The 17,808-nt window shown below is 67.7% G+C and carries 21 protein-coding genes; 15 read left to right on the forward strand and 6 right to left on the reverse strand.

The features are described from left to right. Positions 1–199 precede the first annotated feature (199 nt). The 3 genes from AC3WTE_RS05195 to AC3WTE_RS05205 all read left to right on the forward strand — a co-directional run bounded on the left by AC3WTE_RS05195 (position 200) and on the right by AC3WTE_RS05205 (position 2,349). Positions 200–1,303, forward strand: coding sequence for a hypothetical protein (locus AC3WTE_RS05195; RefSeq protein ID WP_492436155.1), 1,104 nt, complete (start codon positions 200–202; stop codon positions 1,301–1,303). A 66-nt stretch (positions 1,304–1,369) separates the two neighbouring features. Next, the gene (locus AC3WTE_RS05200; protein WP_492436157.1) at positions 1,370–1,855 is read left to right on the forward strand and encodes an RDD family protein; all 486 of its coding nucleotides are present in this window, start codon (positions 1,370–1,372) and stop codon (positions 1,853–1,855) included. Next, a complete protein-coding gene (locus AC3WTE_RS05205) occupies positions 1,855–2,349 on the forward strand; it encodes an RDD family protein (RefSeq protein WP_492436159.1) in 495 nt (164 codons plus the stop codon). The genes AC3WTE_RS05200 and AC3WTE_RS05205 overlap by 1 nt, the downstream gene beginning before the upstream one ends. On the opposite strand, the gene AC3WTE_RS05210 is transcribed toward AC3WTE_RS05205, so the two are convergent. Beyond that, positions 2,333–3,499 carry an acyl-CoA dehydrogenase family protein gene (locus AC3WTE_RS05210; protein WP_492436161.1) on the reverse strand — a complete coding sequence of 389 codons (1,167 nt, stop codon included), beginning with the start codon at positions 3,497–3,499 and terminating at the stop codon, positions 2,333–2,335. The genes AC3WTE_RS05205 and AC3WTE_RS05210 overlap by 17 nt on opposite strands. Before the next feature lie 89 nt (positions 3,500–3,588). Between AC3WTE_RS05210 and AC3WTE_RS05215 the strand changes: the two genes are divergently transcribed. Genes AC3WTE_RS05215 through AC3WTE_RS05225 form a run of 3 tightly spaced genes read left to right on the forward strand, consistent with a single transcriptional unit; the run spans position 3,589 to position 5,811 of the window. Next, the gene (locus AC3WTE_RS05215) at positions 3,589–4,161 is read left to right on the forward strand and encodes a DUF4190 domain-containing protein (protein WP_492436163.1); all 573 of its coding nucleotides are present in this window, start codon (positions 3,589–3,591) and stop codon (positions 4,159–4,161) included. Positions 4,162–4,169: 8 nt separating this feature from the next. Then, positions 4,170–4,628: a TM2 domain-containing protein gene (locus AC3WTE_RS05220; protein ID WP_492436165.1), complete on the forward strand. Its 459-nt coding sequence runs from the start codon at positions 4,170–4,172 to the stop codon at positions 4,626–4,628. A gap of 10 nt (positions 4,629–4,638) precedes the next feature. Further along, the gene (locus AC3WTE_RS05225; RefSeq protein WP_459368522.1) at positions 4,639–5,811 is read left to right on the forward strand and encodes a cystathionine gamma-synthase; all 1,173 of its coding nucleotides are present in this window, start codon (positions 4,639–4,641) and stop codon (positions 5,809–5,811) included. Between the two features lie 8 nt (positions 5,812–5,819). On the opposite strand, the gene AC3WTE_RS05230 is transcribed toward AC3WTE_RS05225, so the two are convergent. The 3 genes from AC3WTE_RS05230 to AC3WTE_RS05240 form a co-directional block, all read right to left on the reverse strand. Next, on the reverse strand, positions 5,820–6,485 hold the full coding sequence (locus tag AC3WTE_RS05230) for a GOLPH3/VPS74 family protein (RefSeq protein ID WP_492436167.1): 666 nt from the start codon (positions 6,483–6,485) through the stop codon (positions 5,820–5,822). Positions 6,486–6,531: 46 nt separating this feature from the next. Next, a complete protein-coding gene (greA, locus tag AC3WTE_RS05235) occupies positions 6,532–7,026 on the reverse strand; it encodes a transcription elongation factor GreA (protein ID WP_459368524.1) in 495 nt (164 codons plus the stop codon). A 270-nt stretch (positions 7,027–7,296) separates the two neighbouring features. Continuing rightward, positions 7,297–7,719: a DUF4307 domain-containing protein gene (locus tag AC3WTE_RS05240; protein ID WP_492436169.1), complete on the reverse strand. Its 423-nt coding sequence runs from the start codon at positions 7,717–7,719 to the stop codon at positions 7,297–7,299. A 119-nt stretch (positions 7,720–7,838) separates the two neighbouring features. Between AC3WTE_RS05240 and mca the strand changes: the two genes are divergently transcribed. The 4 genes from mca to AC3WTE_RS05260 are packed head-to-tail and all read left to right on the forward strand — an operon-like array spanning position 7,839 to position 11,367. Continuing rightward, positions 7,839–8,705, forward strand: a complete 867-nt coding sequence (gene mca, locus AC3WTE_RS05245; protein WP_492436171.1) for a mycothiol conjugate amidase Mca — start codon at positions 7,839–7,841, stop codon at positions 8,703–8,705. After that, complete coding sequence (locus AC3WTE_RS05250) at positions 8,702–9,010, forward strand: hypothetical protein (RefSeq protein ID WP_492436173.1); 309 nt, start codon at positions 8,702–8,704, stop codon at positions 9,008–9,010. Before mca ends, AC3WTE_RS05250 begins: the two co-directional genes overlap by 4 nt. After that, positions 9,003–10,994: a thioredoxin domain-containing protein gene (locus tag AC3WTE_RS05255; RefSeq protein ID WP_492436174.1), complete on the forward strand. Its 1,992-nt coding sequence runs from the start codon at positions 9,003–9,005 to the stop codon at positions 10,992–10,994. The genes AC3WTE_RS05250 and AC3WTE_RS05255 overlap by 8 nt, the downstream gene beginning before the upstream one ends. A gap of 10 nt (positions 10,995–11,004) precedes the next feature. Then, a complete protein-coding gene (locus AC3WTE_RS05260) occupies positions 11,005–11,367 on the forward strand; it encodes a nuclear transport factor 2 family protein (protein WP_492436175.1) in 363 nt (120 codons plus the stop codon). On the opposite strand, the gene trhA is transcribed toward AC3WTE_RS05260, so the two are convergent. After that, complete coding sequence (gene trhA / locus AC3WTE_RS05265; protein WP_492436309.1) at positions 11,364–12,113, reverse strand: PAQR family membrane homeostasis protein TrhA; 750 nt, start codon at positions 12,111–12,113, stop codon at positions 11,364–11,366. The two genes, AC3WTE_RS05260 and trhA, sit on opposite strands and share 4 nt — an antisense overlap. 104 nt (positions 12,114–12,217) lie before the next feature. On the opposite strand from trhA, the gene AC3WTE_RS05270 reads away from it, so the two are divergent. From AC3WTE_RS05270 to AC3WTE_RS05285, 4 genes are all read left to right on the forward strand, one after another. After that, positions 12,218–13,015: a (2Z,6E)-farnesyl diphosphate synthase gene (locus tag AC3WTE_RS05270; RefSeq protein WP_459368530.1), complete on the forward strand. Its 798-nt coding sequence runs from the start codon at positions 12,218–12,220 to the stop codon at positions 13,013–13,015. 21 nt (positions 13,016–13,036) lie between these two features. Beyond that, complete coding sequence (locus AC3WTE_RS05275; protein ID WP_492436176.1) at positions 13,037–14,401, forward strand: hypothetical protein; 1,365 nt, start codon at positions 13,037–13,039, stop codon at positions 14,399–14,401. A 130-nt stretch (positions 14,402–14,531) separates the two neighbouring features. After that, on the forward strand, positions 14,532–14,951 hold the full coding sequence (locus tag AC3WTE_RS05280; protein ID WP_492436178.1) for a hypothetical protein: 420 nt from the start codon (positions 14,532–14,534) through the stop codon (positions 14,949–14,951). Positions 14,952–15,095: 144 nt separating this feature from the next. Then, positions 15,096–15,497: a hypothetical protein gene (locus AC3WTE_RS05285; RefSeq protein ID WP_492436180.1), complete on the forward strand. Its 402-nt coding sequence runs from the start codon at positions 15,096–15,098 to the stop codon at positions 15,495–15,497. A gap of 29 nt (positions 15,498–15,526) precedes the next feature. On the opposite strand, the gene coaA is transcribed toward AC3WTE_RS05285, so the two are convergent. Continuing rightward, complete coding sequence (gene coaA / locus AC3WTE_RS05290; RefSeq protein ID WP_459368534.1) at positions 15,527–16,465, reverse strand: type I pantothenate kinase; 939 nt, start codon at positions 16,463–16,465, stop codon at positions 15,527–15,529. 63 nt (positions 16,466–16,528) lie between these two features. Between coaA and AC3WTE_RS05295 the strand changes: the two genes are divergently transcribed. Beyond that, entirely contained in the window at positions 16,529–17,764 is a 1,236-nt protein-coding gene (locus AC3WTE_RS05295) for a DUF885 domain-containing protein (protein WP_492436182.1), read from the forward strand. Positions 17,765–17,808 lie beyond the last annotated feature (44 nt).

Raw genomic sequence — 17,808 nt, forward strand, 5'->3', positions numbered from 1 at the left:
GCGGTATGAGGTGTTCCCACATCCTTCATGGTGACTGTTTGTGGCGGCGCGAAACGCCCGGCAAGTTGTGGAGTCCGCGTGTTTTTCGGCTACAGCATGCCGTTCGCGCCACGCTGTTCGTATATTCGTGTAGTTCGATGTTGATCTCGTGCCGTGGCGACCGTAGTCACGCCATATCCTCTCGGAGAGGGACTGAACTATGACGGACCAACCGCCGGACGGCACTCCGCCGGACGCCAATCAGCCGACGGAGTACATTCCGCAGCCGCCGCCGGGTGGGTTCCCCCCGCCGCCGCCTCCAGGAGGTGCGCCAACGGAATACATTCCGCAGGCACCACAGGGTGGTTACCCGCCGCCCCCGCAGGGTGGCTACCCGCCGCCTCCGGGCGGAGGATTCCCGCCCCCGCCCCCCGGCGGCTACCCCCCACCCCCCGGCAGCTACCCGCCGCCTCCGGGGCAAGGCGGATACCCGCCGCCGCCCCCGCCGGGCGGGGCCTACCCGCCGCCTCCGCCGCCGCAGGGTGGCTTCGCTCCTCCGCCTCCGGGTGCATACCCGCCCGCCGGGTACCCGTACGGTGCACCGGGCGGCGCGGCCGCCTTCAGCATCGGCGACGCGGTGTCGTGGGCCTGGAACAAGTTCACCAAGAATCCGGCACCGCTGATCGTGTCGACGTTGGTCTACAGCCTCATCATCGGTGTGATCGCAACAATCGTGGAGTTCGGCGTCCTGGGGCTGGCCGATACTTCGATGTCCAGCTCCTCGGCGGACGACGCCGGCTTCAGCTACTCGTACAACGTCACCTCGCTGGGGCCGGCCAGCATCGCCGTATTGGTGCTCGGCTACCTCGTGTTGCTGGTGGTCGCGGCGGCCATCTCGTCGGCTCAGTACGTCGGCCTGCTGGGCATCGCAGACGGACAGCCGACCACCATCGGCTCGTTCTTCAAGCCGCGCTACATCGGCCCGATGATCCTGCTGACGCTCATCGTCGGTGTGCTCGTCGGTATCGGTTACGTGTTGTGCGTCATCCCCGGTCTGATCGTCGCTTTGTTCGCGATGTTCGCGCACCCGGCGCTGGTCGATCGGAATCTGTCACCGATCGACGCAGTGAAGGCCAGCATCGACATCGTGAAAGCCAATGTCGGACAGGTGATCCTGGTTTGGCTGGTGGCGGGTTTGATCGCCGCGGCCGGCGTGCTCGCCTGCGGCGTCGGTGTGCTGATTTCCGGTCCGGTTGCCTCGCTGATGCTGGTGTACACCTACCGTCGCCTCAGCGGCGGTCAGGTCGCCCCGCTGACGCCGTAACGCCGTGGCCTGTTTGGGGGACGTGGCCGGTTGGTCGCGGCCCCCGAACAGGCATGACGGCACCACATGAAACAGGACGACGTGAACTACACACCTTGGTGGGCCCGCGTGGCGGCAAGCCTCGTCGACCGGGTTCCCCCGCTGTTCGTCATCATCCTCGGCGGACTGATCGAGCGATCTCAGCGCGTGACGAAATGCCTTGCCGATCAAGCGGACTACAGCATCGGGCCGATCTGTGCCACCGGAAACTCTGTCGCCGGGGTGCTGATCTGGCTGGCCGGCATCGTCATCGCGGTGTTGTTCATGGTGTGGAATCACGGCTATTTGCAAGGCGCCACGGGCTCCAGCCTGGGTAAGCGGCTGTTCCACTTCCAGGTGATCGACGAAAAGACGGGCGAGCCCATCGGCTTCGGCCGGTCGGTGGTGCGGCAGCTGGCCCACCTCGTCGACGCGGTCCCGGTGTTTGCCGGGTACCTGTTCCCGCTGTGGGATGCCAAGCGGCAGACCCTGGCGGACAAGATCATGTCGACCGTCTGCGTGCCGACCCGTTGATGACATATGCGCCGTGGTGGCGACGAGCTGTTGCCACCGTCATCGACCTGCTGCCGCTGCTCGTACTCACCGCGGCCGGTGCGGCGCTGGTCTGGCTCACCCGAGACCGGCTGTGCGACACCGATACCTCCGCATTCGACGGTGGCGCTCAATGCGGCGACGGCTACTCGACGCTGGGCTACGTCAGCCTCGTCGCGACCTGGGTGCTGATGGTCGGGTATCTGGTCTGGAACTTCGGTTACCGCCAGGGACGCACCGGCGCCAGCTTGGGCAAGACCGCGCTGCACTTGCGGGTAGTCGGTGAAACCTCTGGGGCACCAATAGGTTTCGCGCGGTCTCTGCTCCGGCAGGCGGTGCATCTGACCGACCTGTCGGTGGTCGGGTACCTGCGGCCGCTGTGGGATGCCAAGCGGCAGACGTTCGCCGACTCGGTCATGGAGACAGTCTGCGTGGCACCGCCACGCAAGCGCACCCCCGTCAGCGGAACGCACTGACTCCTGTCAAGGCCTGCCCGATCACCAGCTGGTGTACCTCGGATGTGCCCTCGTAGGTCAGCACCGACTCCAAGTTGTTGGCGTGACGGATCACCGGGTACTCCAGGGTGATGCCGTTGGCGCCCAACAGAGTTCGACATTGTCGAGCGATCTTGATGGCCTCGCGCACGTTGTTCAGCTTGCCGACGCTGACCTGTTCGGGCCGGATCTTCCCGGCGTCCTTGAGTCGGCCGAGTTGCAGCGCGAGCAGTTGCGCCTTGCCCAGTTCGACAGCCATGTCCGCGATCTTGGCCTGCGTCAGTTGGTACTCCGCGAGCGTCTTGTCGAACACCGTGCGGGTGCCGACGTAGTCCAGCGCCGCCTGCAGGCAATCACGTGCCGCGCCGACCGCGCCGAAGACGATGCCGAAGCGCGCCTCCGATAGGCAGCTCAGCGGACCGGACAGGCCGCGGGCGCCGGGCAGTCGGGCCGATTCCGGCAGGCGCACGTCGTCGAGGCTGAATTCGGAGGTGACCGAGGCCCGCAGCGACATCTTGCGCGTCATCTCCCGGGCGCTGAAACCCGGTGTGTCCGTGGGCACCGCGAATCCCAGCACGCCTTCCTCGGCGCGGGCCCACACCACCGCGACGTCGGCGACGGAAGCGTTGGTGATCCACATCTTCGACCCGTTGAGGATCCAGTCAGCACCGTCGCGGCGGGCGGTGGTGCGCATGCCACCGGGGTTGGATCCGAAGTCCGGTTCGGTGAGACCGAAACAGCCGATCAAATCGCCGGCCGCCATTCCGGGCAGCCACTGCTCGCGTTGTTCCTCGCTGCCCCAGTGATGGATCGCGAACATCGCCAGCGACCCCTGCACCGACACCAGCGAGCGGATTCCGCTGTCGACCGCTTCGAGTTCCTGGCACACCAGCCCGTATGCCGTTGCGGTCGAACCACTGCAGCCGTACCCGGTGAGGTGCATGCCGAGCAGGCCCAGCTTGCCGACTTCGGCTGCGATCTCCCGAACCGGTACTGAACCGTTCTCGAACCACTCGGCGATGAAAGGACGCAACCGCTGTTCGCCGAACTGGCGGACCATGGTGCGCAATTCGATGTCCTCGGCGCTCAGCAGGTCGTCAGTGCCCAGCAAGTTGTCGATCGAGGCTGTCATGGTGCAGTTCTACACCGGGAGTTCGCCGGAAAGCGAGTGCCGGCCCCGGCTACGCTGGTCGCTCAGGGCTCGGATAGACGGGGTGAACGATGACTGAGGACGACCAGAACCAGGGTGCGGGGGAGCCGGAGGTTTCGACCCCGGCCTACGGGATGCCGCCGCTCCCGGCCTACGGCACGGAGGCCTACCCGTCGACGCCGGCGCCCGAGGCGTTTACCCCGCCGCCGGTCACCGGATACCCGGGTCCCGAATACCCGGGCCCCGGCTACCCGGGCCCCGGCTACCCGGGCCCCGGCTACCCGCCGCCGGCCGCGCCGTATCCGCCTGTAGCTCAGGGATATCCGGGCATGCCGCCGATGCCGGGCATGATGCCCATGGGTTACGCGCCGGTGCCGAAGACCAACGGGCTGGCCATCGCGTCGTTGGTCTGTTCGCTGCTGGGCCTGGCGACGTGTGCGGCCACCTCGATTCTCGGCGTCATCTTCGGGCATCTGGCCAAGTCGCAGATCAAGCAGAGCGGTGAGGAGGGCGAGGGCATGGCCCTCGCCGGCATGATCGTCGGCTATATCGGTTTGGCCATCTTCGCGCTGATCGCCCTGTTCTACTTCGGCCTGATCGCGCTCATCGTGGGCAGCACCGGCTCCACAACGACTACCTACTAGGGGACGCCATGTCGAATCCATACGAGCCCGGCGACGGGTCCGCACCGCAGCAACCGGGTGAGTCGCAGTTCGGGCAACCGGAATATCCGGGTTACCCGCAACAGCCGGGGTATCCGCAGCAGCCCGGCTATCCGCCACCGGGGTATCCGCAGCAGCCGGGTTACCCGCCACCGGGCTATGGCTATGCGCCGCAGTACGCGGTCGATCCGTCCGCGCCGTTCGGTCGCGACCCGTTGACCGGGCTGCCGTTGTCGGACAAGTCGAAGGTGACGGCCGGCCTGCTGCAGATCTTGTTGGGCGGCCTCGGCGTCGGGCGATTTTATCTCGGCTACACGAACATCGGTGTGCTGCAGCTCGTCGTCTCACTCGTCACCTGCGGCATCGGCGCCATCTGGCCGTTGATCGACGGCATCATGATCCTGATGGGGAACGTTCCCGACCCCCAAGGACGCAAACTGCGCGACTAGGCTGGCGCCTGTGAGTGAGCAGCGCAGCCAGGCAGACCACTACCGGGCCTACGGGCCGTCCACCCGCGCAATCCACGCCGGGTTCCGGCCGGACCCACAGACCGGCGCCGTAAACACCCCCATCTACGCCAGTTCGACGTTCGCGCAGGACGGTGTCGGCGGGCTGCGTGGCGGTTTCGAGTACGCCCGCACCGGTAACCCGACCCGGTCCGCGTTGGAGACGCTGCTGGCCGCGGTCGAGGGCGGGAACTACGCGCGCGCGTTCAGCTCCGGCATGGCCGCCACCGACTGCGCGCTGCGTGCTCTGCTGCGTCCGGGCGACCACATCGTCATCCCCGACGACGCCTACGGCGGCACCTTCCGGCTGATCGACAAGGTGTTCACCCAGTGGGGCATCACGCATACGCCGGCGCAGCTGTCGAATCTCGACGAGGTGCGCGCGGCGATCACGTCGAAGACCCGGCTGATCTGGGTGGAGACCCCGACCAACCCGCTGCTGTCCATCGCCGACATCGCGGGCATCGTGCAGATCGGCGCGACGTCGGGGGTGAAGGTCTTGGTGGACAACACGTTTGCCTCGCCGGCGCTGCAGCAGCCGCTGTCGCTCGGGGCGGACATCGTGCTGCACTCCACCACCAAGTACATCGGCGGGCACTCGGACGTCGTCGGCGGCGCATTGGTGACGGGCGACGAAGAGCTCGACGCGAAGTTCGCGTTCCTGCAGAACGGTGCCGGCGCGGTGCCGGGTCCGTTCGACGCCTACCTGACCTACCGCGGCCTCAAGACGCTGCCGCTGCGTATGCAGCGGCACTGCGAAAATGCTCTGCGGGTGGCCGAATTCCTCAACGACCACAAGGCGGTCGCGACGGTGCTGTACCCGGGACTGTCCAGTCATCCGGGCTACGAGGTGGCCGCCAGGCAGATGAGTGGCTTCGGCGGCATGGTGTCGGTGCGGCTGCGCGGGGGTGAGCAGGCCGCCCGCGAATTATGCTCGCGCACCGAGATTTTCATCCTCGCCGAGTCGCTTGGCGGCGTGGAGTCGCTGATCGAGCTCCCGGGTGCCATGACGCATGCGTCGACCGCCGGCTCGCAGCTGGAGGTGCCGAGCGACCTGGTCCGGCTGTCGGTCGGCATCGAGGATGTGGCCGACCTGGTCGGTGACCTGGAGCAGGCGCTGGGTTAGCCGGGTCGTCAGGAGACGAGGGCGCCCCGTACCGCGGCGGCGGTGACGGCGAGGTTCACCTCGGCCACGCCGGTCTCGTATTCGTTGACCCAATGCCCGCTGGCGATGTCGCCGGCGCGCGAATGCACCCAGCGCCAGCCGCGGTCGTTGAGGCTCATCAGGGAACCCAGACCGTCGACGGTGTGCAGCAGCGTGATGATGGCTGCCGTCGCCGGACTGGGTGGTCTGCGATCGAACAGTGCCGACAGCATCTCCGAACGAGCCCGGCCGACTCGCGCCCGGTCCGTCATCGGCAACGCAAACTGTGGACGGAACCTGTTGCCGCCCAACGGCTGCCGTCGCAGTTGCCCCGCGCGCTCCAGCTGGTCGATGAGACTGCGCTCGGTGTCTTTACGGAGCTTGGACAGCACCGCGGCAGGTCGCCGCGGACGTTGCCGCAGCAACTCCAGTGCCGGCGCCGATACGGGGTCGACGACGTCGTCGCCGGAAAGGGCGACCAGGTGGCCGCCGGGTGCGCTGTCACCTGGCGCGGCGGGCCGAATACGGCACGCCAGCGCCAGGTCCAGCAGGACGGCACCGGACAACACCCGGTGCCGACGTGGTTGGTCCAGACCTGGCTGTGCCGACGAATTGTCCAGGAGCAGCAGATACAGGTCTTCGGCGATCTGAGCCATGGATGGTCAGCCGGTGGCCGGCCGGTCGGGGCCGGCCGTGGCAGGACTAGGCGTGATAGGGCTCGGCCTTGACCAGGGTGACCTTGACGGTGGCGCCGCTGGGCACCGTGTAGCTGCGCACCTCGCCGACCTTGGCATCGATCAGCGCGTGGCCGAGCGGCGAGTTGGGGGAGTACACCTCGAGCTTGCCGTCGGTGACGCCTTCCTGGCGGGTGGCGATGAGGAACGTCTCGGTGTCGTTCTGGTCCTCGTCGTAGTAGACGGTGACGACCGAGCCGGGCAGTGCCACACCGGACTTCTTCGGTGCCTCACCGACCTTGGCGTTGCTCAGGAGGTCCTGCAGCTGACGGATGCGGGCTTCCTGCTGGCCCTGCTCTTCGCGGGCTGCGTGGTAGCCGCCGTTCTCGCGGAGGTCGCCCTCTTCGCGGCGGTCGTTGATTTCGGCAGCGATGACCGGGCGGTTCGCGATCAGCTGATCGAGCTCAGCCTTCAGGCGCTCGAATGCCTCTTCGGTGAGCCAGGTGACCTGGGTATCGGTCATGTCTGCTGCTCTCCTGTCGTTGTAAGCGTGCGTGTATACCCGGGCGTCGTGTCCGGGGTTGCCCCGTTGCTTGGGGCCGGCGGTGCTGCGATGGCGAGGGCGCCGCTAGGTTCTGGGTCCCCCCGAAGGTGCCAGCAGGTGCCCGCTAATGCAGCAATACACGGCCCCAGTCGGAACCGTGTACTGAGCAAGCGTACCACTTGGGCGTCTCCAAACTGTCATGATTTCGCAGTTCGGAGTTCGCCCGACGGTTGGCCGCCCGGCCGGCGTTCAGGGCGCGACGAGGTACGACGGCACGTCCGTGCCGCAGCCGTAGACGTCGCCGACGACCGGCGGTTTTGTCGACTTCACCACCGCCGTCACCTGGACGGTCTTGGCCGCTGCCGGCGCGATCAGAATCTCGCGCCGCCCGGTTTCACTGCCGTCGACTGCTTTGGCCCGCACGATGCACACCGCCGGCTGGGCCGGGTCCTCGCGCGTGACCGAGATCGTCACCGCCACCGTTTCGTTGTCGACCAGCTTGTAGCTGCTCAACTCGCCCTTGACCGGGGACGTCCCCAGACGCTGAAAACCGACGAAGGCAAGCGCTACACCAGCGACGACGATGAGAAGCGTGAGGCCGATCGCGATGCGGCGACGGGTCAGCCGGGACATGCGCTGCGGCCCGTAGCGGGCGGTCGGACGCTCGATCATGGCTGCTTTGGGTGCCCATCGGTCAGTTCGAATTACTTGGACTGGAACTATAGAACCCAGCGACATGGTTGGACTGCATCGAGTTGTCCCACCGAGTAGAGACAGTAGGTAAGGCACACGTGAGCGAACTGCGGTTGATGGCGGTGCACGCGCACCCCGACGACGAGTCGAGCAAGGGTGCGGCCACCACGGCCAAATACGCGGCCAACGGCGCCCGGGTCATGGTCGTGACCCTGACCGGGGGCGAGCGCGGCGACATCCTCAATCCGGCAATGGACCTGCCCGAGGTGCACGGCCGGATCCACGAGGTCCGTCGCGACGAGATGGCCAAGGCCGCCGAGATTCTGGGCGTCGAGCACCACTGGCTGGGGTTCGTCGACTCGGGGCTGCCCGAGGGTGACCCGCTGCCGCCGCTGCCCGACGACTGCTTCGCGGTGGTGCCGATCGAAGAGCCCGTCCGCCGGCTGGTGCGGGTGATTCGCGAGTTCCGGCCGCACGTGATCACCACGTACGACGAGAACGGCGGTTACCCGCACCCCGACCACATCCGCTGCCACCAGGTGTCGGTGGCCGCCTACGAAGCGGCCGCCGACCATGTGCGGTTCCCCGACGAGGGCGATCCCTGGACCATCTCGAAGCTGTACTACGGCCACGGCTTCCTGCGCCGGCGCATGCAGCTGCTGCAGGACGAGTTCGCCAAATACGGGGAAGTCGGCCCGTTCGAGAAGTGGCTGCAGCACTGGGACCCCGAGCACGATCCGTTCGCCAACCGGGTGACCACCCGCATCGAGTGCGCCGACTTCTTCGAGCAGCGGGACCAGGCGCTGCTGGCCCACGCCACGCAGATCGACCCGAACGGCGATTTCTTCCGCGCGCCCATCGAATGGCAGCAGCGGCTGTGGCCGACCGAGGAGTACGAATTGGCCCGATCCAGGGTTCCGGTGACGTTGCCCGAGACCGATCTGTTCACGGGAGTATCACTGTGATTTCTGTTCCGCTCACCATCCTGCTGGCCGAGGGTCCCCGCCAGACGGGTCCCGACTTCGGCAAGGCCAGCCCCGCCGGGCTGGTGATCACGCTGGTCCTGTTGATCGCTGTCGTGGCCCTGGTCTGGTCGATGAATCGGCACCTGCGCAAGCTGCCCGAATCCTTCGACCCCGCGCATCCGGAACCGGATCAGGCGGTCGACGACGGCACTGTCGGTGGCGTGTCACCGGAGACTCCGGCGGCCGATGCGGGGCGCGAGGATGCGGGCAAGCCAGAAACTGGGTCAGACTCGAAGGATGGCTAACCTACTCGCCGGGGCCACCAGCCCGTACCTGCGCCAGCACGCCGACAACCCGGTGCACTGGCAGCAGTGGACACCGGAGGCGCTGGCCGAGGCCGCGCGACGGGACGTGCCGATCCTGCTGTCGATCGGCTATGCGGCGTGCCACTGGTGTCACGTGATGGCGCACGAGTCCTTCGAGTCCGCGGACGTTGCCGCTGTGGCCAATGCGGGTTTCGTGTGCATCAAGGTCGACCGGGAGGAACGCCCCGACCTCGATGCGATCTACATGAGTGCCACCGTCGCGATGACCGGACAGGGCGGCTGGCCCATGACGTGCTTCCTGACGCCCGACGGCCGGCCCTTCTTCTGCGGCACCTACTACCCGAAAGACAGTTTCCTACAGCTGCTTTCGGCGGTCACCGACACCTGGCAGAACCGGCGGGACGAGGTGGAGAAGGCGTCCGACCAGATCGCCTCCGAGCTCCGCAAGATGTCGTCCGGACTGCCCTCGGGCGGACCGGTCCCTTCGCCCGAACTGTGCGACCACGCCGTTGCCGCCGTGCTGCGGGACGAGGACACCGACAGAGGTGGCTTCGGCACCGGCTCTGGGGCTGCACCCAAGTTCCCGCCCTCGGCATTGCTGGAAGCCCTGCTGCGGCACTACGAACGCACCGGGTCCGGTCTGGATGCGGTGGAGCGTACGTGTGGCGCCATGGCGCGCGGCGGCATCTACGACCAACTCGCCGGCGGCTTCGCCCGGTACAGCGTGGACGCCTCGTGGGTGGTGCCGCATTTCGAAAAGATGTTGTACGACAATGCTTTGCTGCTGCGGGTATATGCGCACTGGGCGCGACTGACCGGAAACCCCCTGGCGCGCAAGGTTGCCGAGGAGACAGCGCGGTTCATCATCGACGACCTCGGTGCCGGCGGCATGTTCGTGTCGTCGCTGGACGCTGACACCGCCGGACATGAGGGCCTGACCTACGTGTGGACGCCCGCGGAGCTGGTCTCCGTGCTGGGGGTCGACGATGGACGCTGGGCCGCTTCGCTTTTTGAGGTCACCACTGCCGGCACGTTCGAGCACGGCAGTTCGGTGCTGCAGCTGCTCGCCGATCCCGACGACACCGCGCGCTTCGAGCAGGTCCGCGCGAAACTGATGGCGGCCAGGGCGCTGCGGCCGCAGCCGGGTCGCGACGACAAGGTCGTCACCGCCTGGAACGGCTTCGCCGTCACCGCCCTCGCGGAAGCCGCCGTCGCACTCGGGAAGCCCGAATTCCTCGACGCGGCAACAGGTTGCGCCCGCGGGCTGCTGGACCTGCATCTGGTCGACGGCCGGCTGCGGCGAGCCAGCCTGGGTGGTGCGGTCGGGGACAGTGCCGGAATTCTGGAGGACTACGCGGCCCTGGCGACGGGCCTGCTGACGCTGCATCAGGTCGCGGGCGATCAGTCCTGGCTCGACGCCGCGCAAGTGCTTCTGGACACCGCGCTGACGCACTTCACGGATCCGGACCAGGGCGGCCGCTGGTTCGACACTGCCGACGACGCCGAGGCCTTGCTGGTGCGTCCCTCCGACCCGGTCGACGGCGCGACGCCGTCGGGCGCCTCGTTGGTCGCCGAGGCGCTGCTGACCTTTGCCCACCTGGCTTCTGAGCCGGAGCGGTATGTCGCCGCCGCCGCTGCCACGCTGGCGTCGGCGACCCCGATCCTCGCCCGCTCGCCGCGGGGCGGCGGCCACTGGCTGGCGGTCACCGAAACGGCAGTGCGCGGACCCATCCAGATCGCGGTGGTCTGCACCGACCCGGGATCGGAATTGCTCAGTGCGGCACGCAGGTTCGCGCCGGGCGGAGCGATCGTCGTCGGCGGTCCGGAAGGGTCGTCGGCGTTGCTGAACGGACGCGGCCCGGTGAACGGTCAGGATGCCGCGTACGTCTGCCGCGGACAGTTGTGTGACCTCCCGGTGACGACGCCGGGGGATCTCGCCGATGCGCTTGGCGTGGCCGTGTAGCGTGCGGCGCATGCCGAGCGCCGAGCAGATCACCGAAAACGTCAACCGCTACCTGGACCTCGTCGACGTCGCCGATGCCGACGGGATCGCGGAGCTGTACGCCGTCGACGCCGCCATCGAGGATCCGGTCGGCGGTGAGGTGCACGTCGGCCGTCAGACGATCCACGGCTTCTACTCGAACATCGCGGGCACCAAGAACTCCCACGAGCTGCACACGCTGCGGGTCTGCGGCCACGAGGCCGCGTTCTACTGGAGCCTGACCGTCAACAGCGCCATGCGCATCGACATCATCAGCACCATGAACTTCGACGCCGAGGCCAAGATCACGTCGATGAAGGCGTACTGGGGCCCCGCGAACGTCACCCAGCTCTAACCGGAGAAGACCGCGAACCACATCGCGATGTAGTGGCAGATGGCCGCCACCGCGGTGCAGGCGTGGAAGAACTCGTGGTGCCCGAACGTCCGCGGCCACGGGTTGGGCCACTTGAGCGCGTAGAGCACGCCGCCGATCGAGTACAGCGCGCCGCCGACGATCAGCAGCACCACCGCGGTGACGCCGGCGCCCTCCAGGATCGGGCCGATGAACCAGGCCGCGACCCAGCCCAACAGGATGTACAGCGGCACTCCGAGCCAGCGCGGCGCCGTCGGCCACAGCATCTTCAACGCCACCCCGGCCAGGGCGCCGCCCCACACGATCCAGAACAGCAGCCAGCCGTCGGCGTGCACCGCCAGCAGCGCGAACGGCGTGTAGCTGCCGGCGATGAAGACGAAGATCATCGAGTGGTCGAGGCGCTTCATCCACATGCGCGCGTTCGGTGACTTCCACGTCACCCGGTGATACGTGCCGCTGACGGCGAACATCGCCACGATGGTGAAGGTGTACAGCAACGTCGCCAAGCCGGCGCGGGTGCCCTGCAGGGCCCACGACACCGAAACCAGTGCGGCGCCGGCAACGAACGCGACCACGGCTGAGTACACGTGGATCCAGCCGCGGGCCCGGGGCCTGCCCAGGATTTCGACGACGCTTTCGACCATCACGTCAGGCAGCGAATCCGAGTGCCGGAGTACCGCGGCCGCGCGGTAGGGCTTGGTGGTGTGCGAGGCCGTGTTCGACGATATCTTCCCCGGGTCGGCGGCAGCCGGACCGGTATTGCTCGGAGCGGTCAACGTTCCTCCACTAACACCCATGGGATACCCAGAAGTCCACAGTAGTCTGGTTTCTCGTGGACATCATTCCTCCGCGCCTCAAGGAACCGGCGTACCGGCTCTATGAGCTGCGGCTGCGTCAGGAGCTAGCGCACTCGAAAGCGCAACTGCCACGCCATATTGCGCTGCTGTGCGACGGAAACCGGCGCTGGGCACGTGAGGCAGGTCACGACGACGTCAGCTACGGCTACCGCATGGGCGCCGCCAAGATCGCCGAGGTGCTGCGCTGGTGCCAGCAGGCCGGCATCGAGATGGCGACGATCTACCTGCTCTCGACCGAGAACCTGCAGCGCGACCCGCAGGAGCTGGAGCCGCTGATCGAGATCATCACCGACGTCGTCGAAGAGATCTGCGCGCCCGACAAGCACTGGACCGTTCGTACCGTCGGCGACTTGGAACTGCTGGGTGAGGAACCGGCCAAACGGCTGCGGGACGCCGTCGAGTCGACGACCGAGCACACCGGCGCCGGCTCGTTCCACGTCAACGTCGCCGTCGGCTACGGCGGCCGGCAGGAGATCGCCGACGCTGTCCGCACGCTGCTGAGCAAGGCCCTGGCCAACGGCGCGACGGCAGAGGAGCTCATCGAGGCGGTGACCGTCGACGCCATCTCGGAGAACCTCTACACCTCCGGCCAGCCCGACCCCGACCTCGTCATCCGCACCTCGGGGGAGCAGCGGCTCAGCGGATTCCTGTTGTGGCAGAGCGCTTATTCGGAGATGTGGTTCACCGACGCACACTGGCCCGCGTTCCGCCGCGTGGACTTCCTGCGCGCACTGCGCGACTACACGCTGCGCAACCGCCGCTACGGAAAATAGCGTTCGTGCCAAACTGAAGACATGGCTGCGCTGTCGGCAGTGGTCTTCGCCCTGAGCTGGTGGCTTGGGCTGTACCTGCTGGCGCGCGATCCCCGTAAGCCGATCCTGGCGTGGTCCGCGGTCGGGTTGTGCAGCTTCGCCGTTGTGGTCGCCGTCGACGCGATCCGGCTGGCCGGCCCCTCACCGACCGGTCCACTCAGTCACGTCGAGGCGTATCTGGCGGTGCTGCCCGGCATCGCCTGGCTCACCGTGCTGCTCGAACTGGCCCGGCCGGTCGATTCCGCGCGCAGCCGATGGGGTGCTCTTGTCGTGGCTGCGGTGGCAGCCGTCGCGTTGGTCGGGGCCGGGCTCTCCGGTGGTGTGCATCCGCCGCTGCGGCCCGGGCACTGGGTGATGGTCGCGGCCATCGCGCTGTCGGCGTTCGGGGCCCTCGTGCTGGCGGTGCGACGGTTGCGCCGCGGTGCGTCGTCGCGCAAGATCGTGGCGCCCGTGGTGGCGGCGACGTTGTTCTTCGGGCTCGGCAACGCGATTCTGCTGATCCCGCTGGGGCTGCTGCCCAGTTGGGTGGTGCTGGCGTCCGCGGCCTTCGACGTGTTGCTGCTCGGTATCGCGGTCGCATGGTGGGACGCCTTCGACGAAGGACAGGCCCTGCGTGCCGGCATGCGCCGCTCGTTGGTGGGCAGCATGGCGGTATCGGTGCTGTTCGGCGGTCAGGTGCTGATCGGGCTCGCGGTCACCGACAAACCTCTGGCGCTGATGGTGCTGTTGTTCACGAGTCTTGCGGTGGCCATCGCCATCAACGTGCTGGCTGATCCGTTGTCCGGACTGCTGGACCGGCTGGCGTTCTCTGGGGAGCCGGATCTGCGGGCAGACCGCGCCGCGCTGCGTCGCACCGAGGCGGCGCTGCCGCTGCGCGCCACCAACCCGCTGGACCACGTCGATGACGAAACCTTCGTCCGGCTGACCCGTCGCGCGCTGGGGCACTACGCCGACCTCTCCAAGCTCGTCGCCTCTCCGCTGACGACGCTGCCGGTGATCGACGACAGACTGGCCCGCCGCGGCGCGCCGGACCAGCCGTTGGAGCGCGCCAACGAACTCAAGGATTTGCTGGCTGATCGCATCGCGGCGCTCAAGCCGCGTGATGGCGGCGACTTCGGCACCACCGAGCAGTGGCGGCACTACAACTCGCTGTACTTCCCGTATGTCGTCGGGGTGCGCGCCTATGCGCAGAATGCCACCGCGGCGGGGCTGGACCCCGTGGCGCGCCAGGCATGGCAGTGGTTCGTCACCGAGGTGCCGCAGCGGTCGCTGCACAACTGGCAGAACGCTGCCGCCCGGGTGATCGCCGCCGACTTGCGCGGCACTCCGGTGTCCACGCTGGGCTAGCTAGCGTCAGGGCGCTGACCTGCGGTTGGCAGTGCCTGGCAGTAATCGGCAGTGTTTTGTACAGACCGGGCAGCTCGGTCCGAGCAGTGTCATGGGTGTCCCCCAACCGGCACCGCAAGGAGCGACCGCCATGACCGCAATCAACCCCGGACTCCACACCCGACCACTGTCCGACAGTTCCGATTCCCTGCTCCGTTTCGCCCTACGGGTCGACGGCACGCTGTGCGCGCTGACCGGCCTGCTGATGGCTTTCACCGCGAATCCGCTGTCCCGCTTGTCGGGGCTGTCGGCGACATCCGAATGGATCATCGGCGCGGTGCTCGTTGCGTGGGGGGTCGCCCTTTACGTCATGGCCGCAGTGCCCAGGATTCGGCGCGTCGGGACCGGCGTGCTGATCGGCAATCTCGTCGCCACCGTCGCGGTGCTCGGCGTACTGGCGTCTGGAGTGCTTCCGCTGACCGCCGCGGGCAACGTCCTGGCCCTGTCGGTCATGGCCGTGGGCCTGGGCTGCGCCTGGCTGCAGTACCTCGGAGTGCGCCGTCTGGCGTGACTCCTTTCCCGCCGGGCGGGGGCGTCGCTGACAGAGGTTGCAGTTGACGTCCCCGCGCCGGCCCTCTCCAGCGATTTGTGCACGATTCGGTGCGCTCAGCGGACCGATCCGTGCACAAATCACCAACCCTCGAAAGGAAACCCCATGACCACCATCACCTCACCTGTTCGCGTCCGGTCCGACCGTCTGCTGCGCCTGGCCCTGCGCGCCGACGCCCTCATCAGCGGCGCCGGTGGCGTCATCATGGCGGCTGCGGGCGGCGCCGTGGCGTCGGAGTCCGGCATCCCGCAATCGGCCGTCTATGTGCTGGCCGCGGTCCTCGTCGGCTATGGCGTCGGCGTCTATGGGCTGTCGACCATGGCCGCCGTGCGACGCCCCGGCATCGTCATCGCGATCGGCAACGTCGGCTTCACCATCGCTGCGATACTCGCGGTCGTCGACGACGTCTGGCCGCTGACGACGACGGGCGTGGCGATGATGATCGTCAGCGCGGTCTACACACTGGCGATGGCGGAGTTGCAGTACGCCGGCGTCCGCCGCGCCTGATTCTCTGGGGATCGTGCACAAATCGCTGCCTAGAGCTTGCGGAGGCGCAGACGGTTGATGGAGTGGTCGGCGTCTTTGCGCAGCACCAGAGTCGCGCGCGGCCGGGTCGGCAGGATGTTGTGGATCAGGTTGGGCAGGTTGATGGACTGCCAGATGTCGCGGGCGGCGAAGATCGCCTGCTCGTCGGTCAGGGTCGAGTAGTGGTGGAAGTGCGACTGCGGGTTCGAGAACGCACCGGCGCGCATCGCCAGGAACCGCGACACGTACCACTGCTCGATGTCCTCGATGCGGGCGTCGACGTACACCGAGAAGTCGAAGAGGTCCGAGATCATCAGGGCCGGCCCGGTCTGCAGGACGTTGAGACCCTCGATGATGAGGATGTCCGGGTGCCGGACGACGATCTTCTCGCCCGGCACGATGTCGTAGATCAGGTGCGAGTACACCGGGGCGGACGCCTGGTCGGCGCCCGACTTGACCGCGGTGACGAACCGCATCAGCGCCCGGCGGTCGTAGCTCTCGGGAAAGCCCTTGCGGTGCATGATCTTTCGCCGCATCAGCTCGGCGTTGGGATACAGGAAACCGTCGGTGGTGACCAGGTCGACGCGCGGGTGGTGGCCGAACCGGGCGAGCAGCGCCTGCAGCACACGGGCGGTGGTCGACTTGCCGACGGCGACGCTGCCGGCCACGCCGATGATGAACGGCACCGGGCGGTCCGGGCTCTGCTGCGGTTCGCCGAGGAACTCGGAGGTGGCCGCGAAGAGGCGCTGCCGGGCGGCGACCTGCAGGTGGATCAACCGGGCGAGCGGCAGGTAGACCTCTTCGACTTCCAGCAGGTCGAGTTGCTCGCCCATACCGCGCAGGCCCAGCAGCTCGTGAGCAGTCAGTTTCAGGGGAGTCGCCATACGCAGTGCGCGCCATTGGCGCCTGTCGAACTCGACGTACGGACTCGGCTCGCTCGGCCGCGGCATGTGCTCAGTCTTGCAGTAATTGCCGGGCGGTGAACGCGGGGGTACCGGCTAACGTGGGCGGGTATGAGCACTGGGCATATCGCGATGCCGGTTCCCGACACCGCCGCCGAAGGGTTGATCCGCGACTACCTGCTGCTCGGTCTGCGGTTCGACCGCATCGAGGAGGGATACGTCGACTCGTTCACCGGGGACCCCGCGCTGCGGCACGCGGTCGCCGACGAGCCCGCGCCGGACCCCGCGGCCCTGGCCCGGCAGGCCCGCCGCTTGCACGACGAGGTCGACGGCTCCGGGCTGAACCCGCAGCGCGCGGACTATCTCAAGGCTCATCTGCGGGCCCTGGACTGCGCGGGTCGCAAGTTCGCGGGGGAGGACGTCGGCTTCGTCGACGAGGTGCGCGACTACTTCGACGTCTCGATCGCCAAAGGTGACGAGGACCGGTACCGCGAGGCACACCGGGCGCTCGACGAAGCGCTGGGCGGCAGCGGCCCGCTGGTCGAGCGCATGCAGGCCCACCGTTCCGCCGAGGAGATTCCGCCCGAGCGGCTCGAGGAATGCATCTACGCGTTCTCGTCCGCGCTGCGCGACCGGGTCCGCGCCGACTTCCCGCTGCCGGACACCGAGACCATCAACTACGAGATCGTCACCGACAAGCCGTGGTCCGGATTCAACTACTACGAGGGCAATTACCGGTCGACGGTCGCGGTCAACGCGGACCTCAAGCAGCAGATGTCGAACCTGCCGCGGCTGGTGGCGCACGAGTCGTACCCGGGTCACCACACCGAACACTGCCGCAAAGAGTTCGGGTTGGTGGCCGGTCAACATCAGGCCGAGCAGACGATCTTCCTGGTCAACACCCCGCAATGCCTGATGGCGGAGGGGCTCGCCGACCTGGCTCTCTACGCCGCGATAGGTCCGGACTGGGGCAGTTGGGCGTCCGAGATCTACAACGATCTGGGCCTGCGCTTCGACGGCGAACGCGCAGAAGCGATTTCGTCGGCCAGTGCCGCGCTGGCCGATGTCCGCCAGGATGCCGCGCTGATGCTGCACGACGAACATCGCGACCCCGACGACGTCGTCGCCTTCCTGCAGCGCTGGCTGCTGACCAGCCCGGAGCGGGCCCGGCAATCCATGAGGTTCCTGTCGTCGCCGCTGTGGCGGGCGTACACGTCGACCTATGTCGAGGGTTACCGGTTGCTGCGCGGCTGGCTGGACGCCCGGCCCGACGGCGTCAGCCTCACCGCGCGGTTCGGCCGCCTGCTCGACGAGCCGCTGATCCCGTCGAGCCTGCGCGCGGGCTAGTTCTTGGCCGCGAGCGTGCGTGTCGGCGGACGACACACCGTGGC

Source organism: Mycobacterium sp. FW102-FHT13B02 (assembly GCF_058790275.1).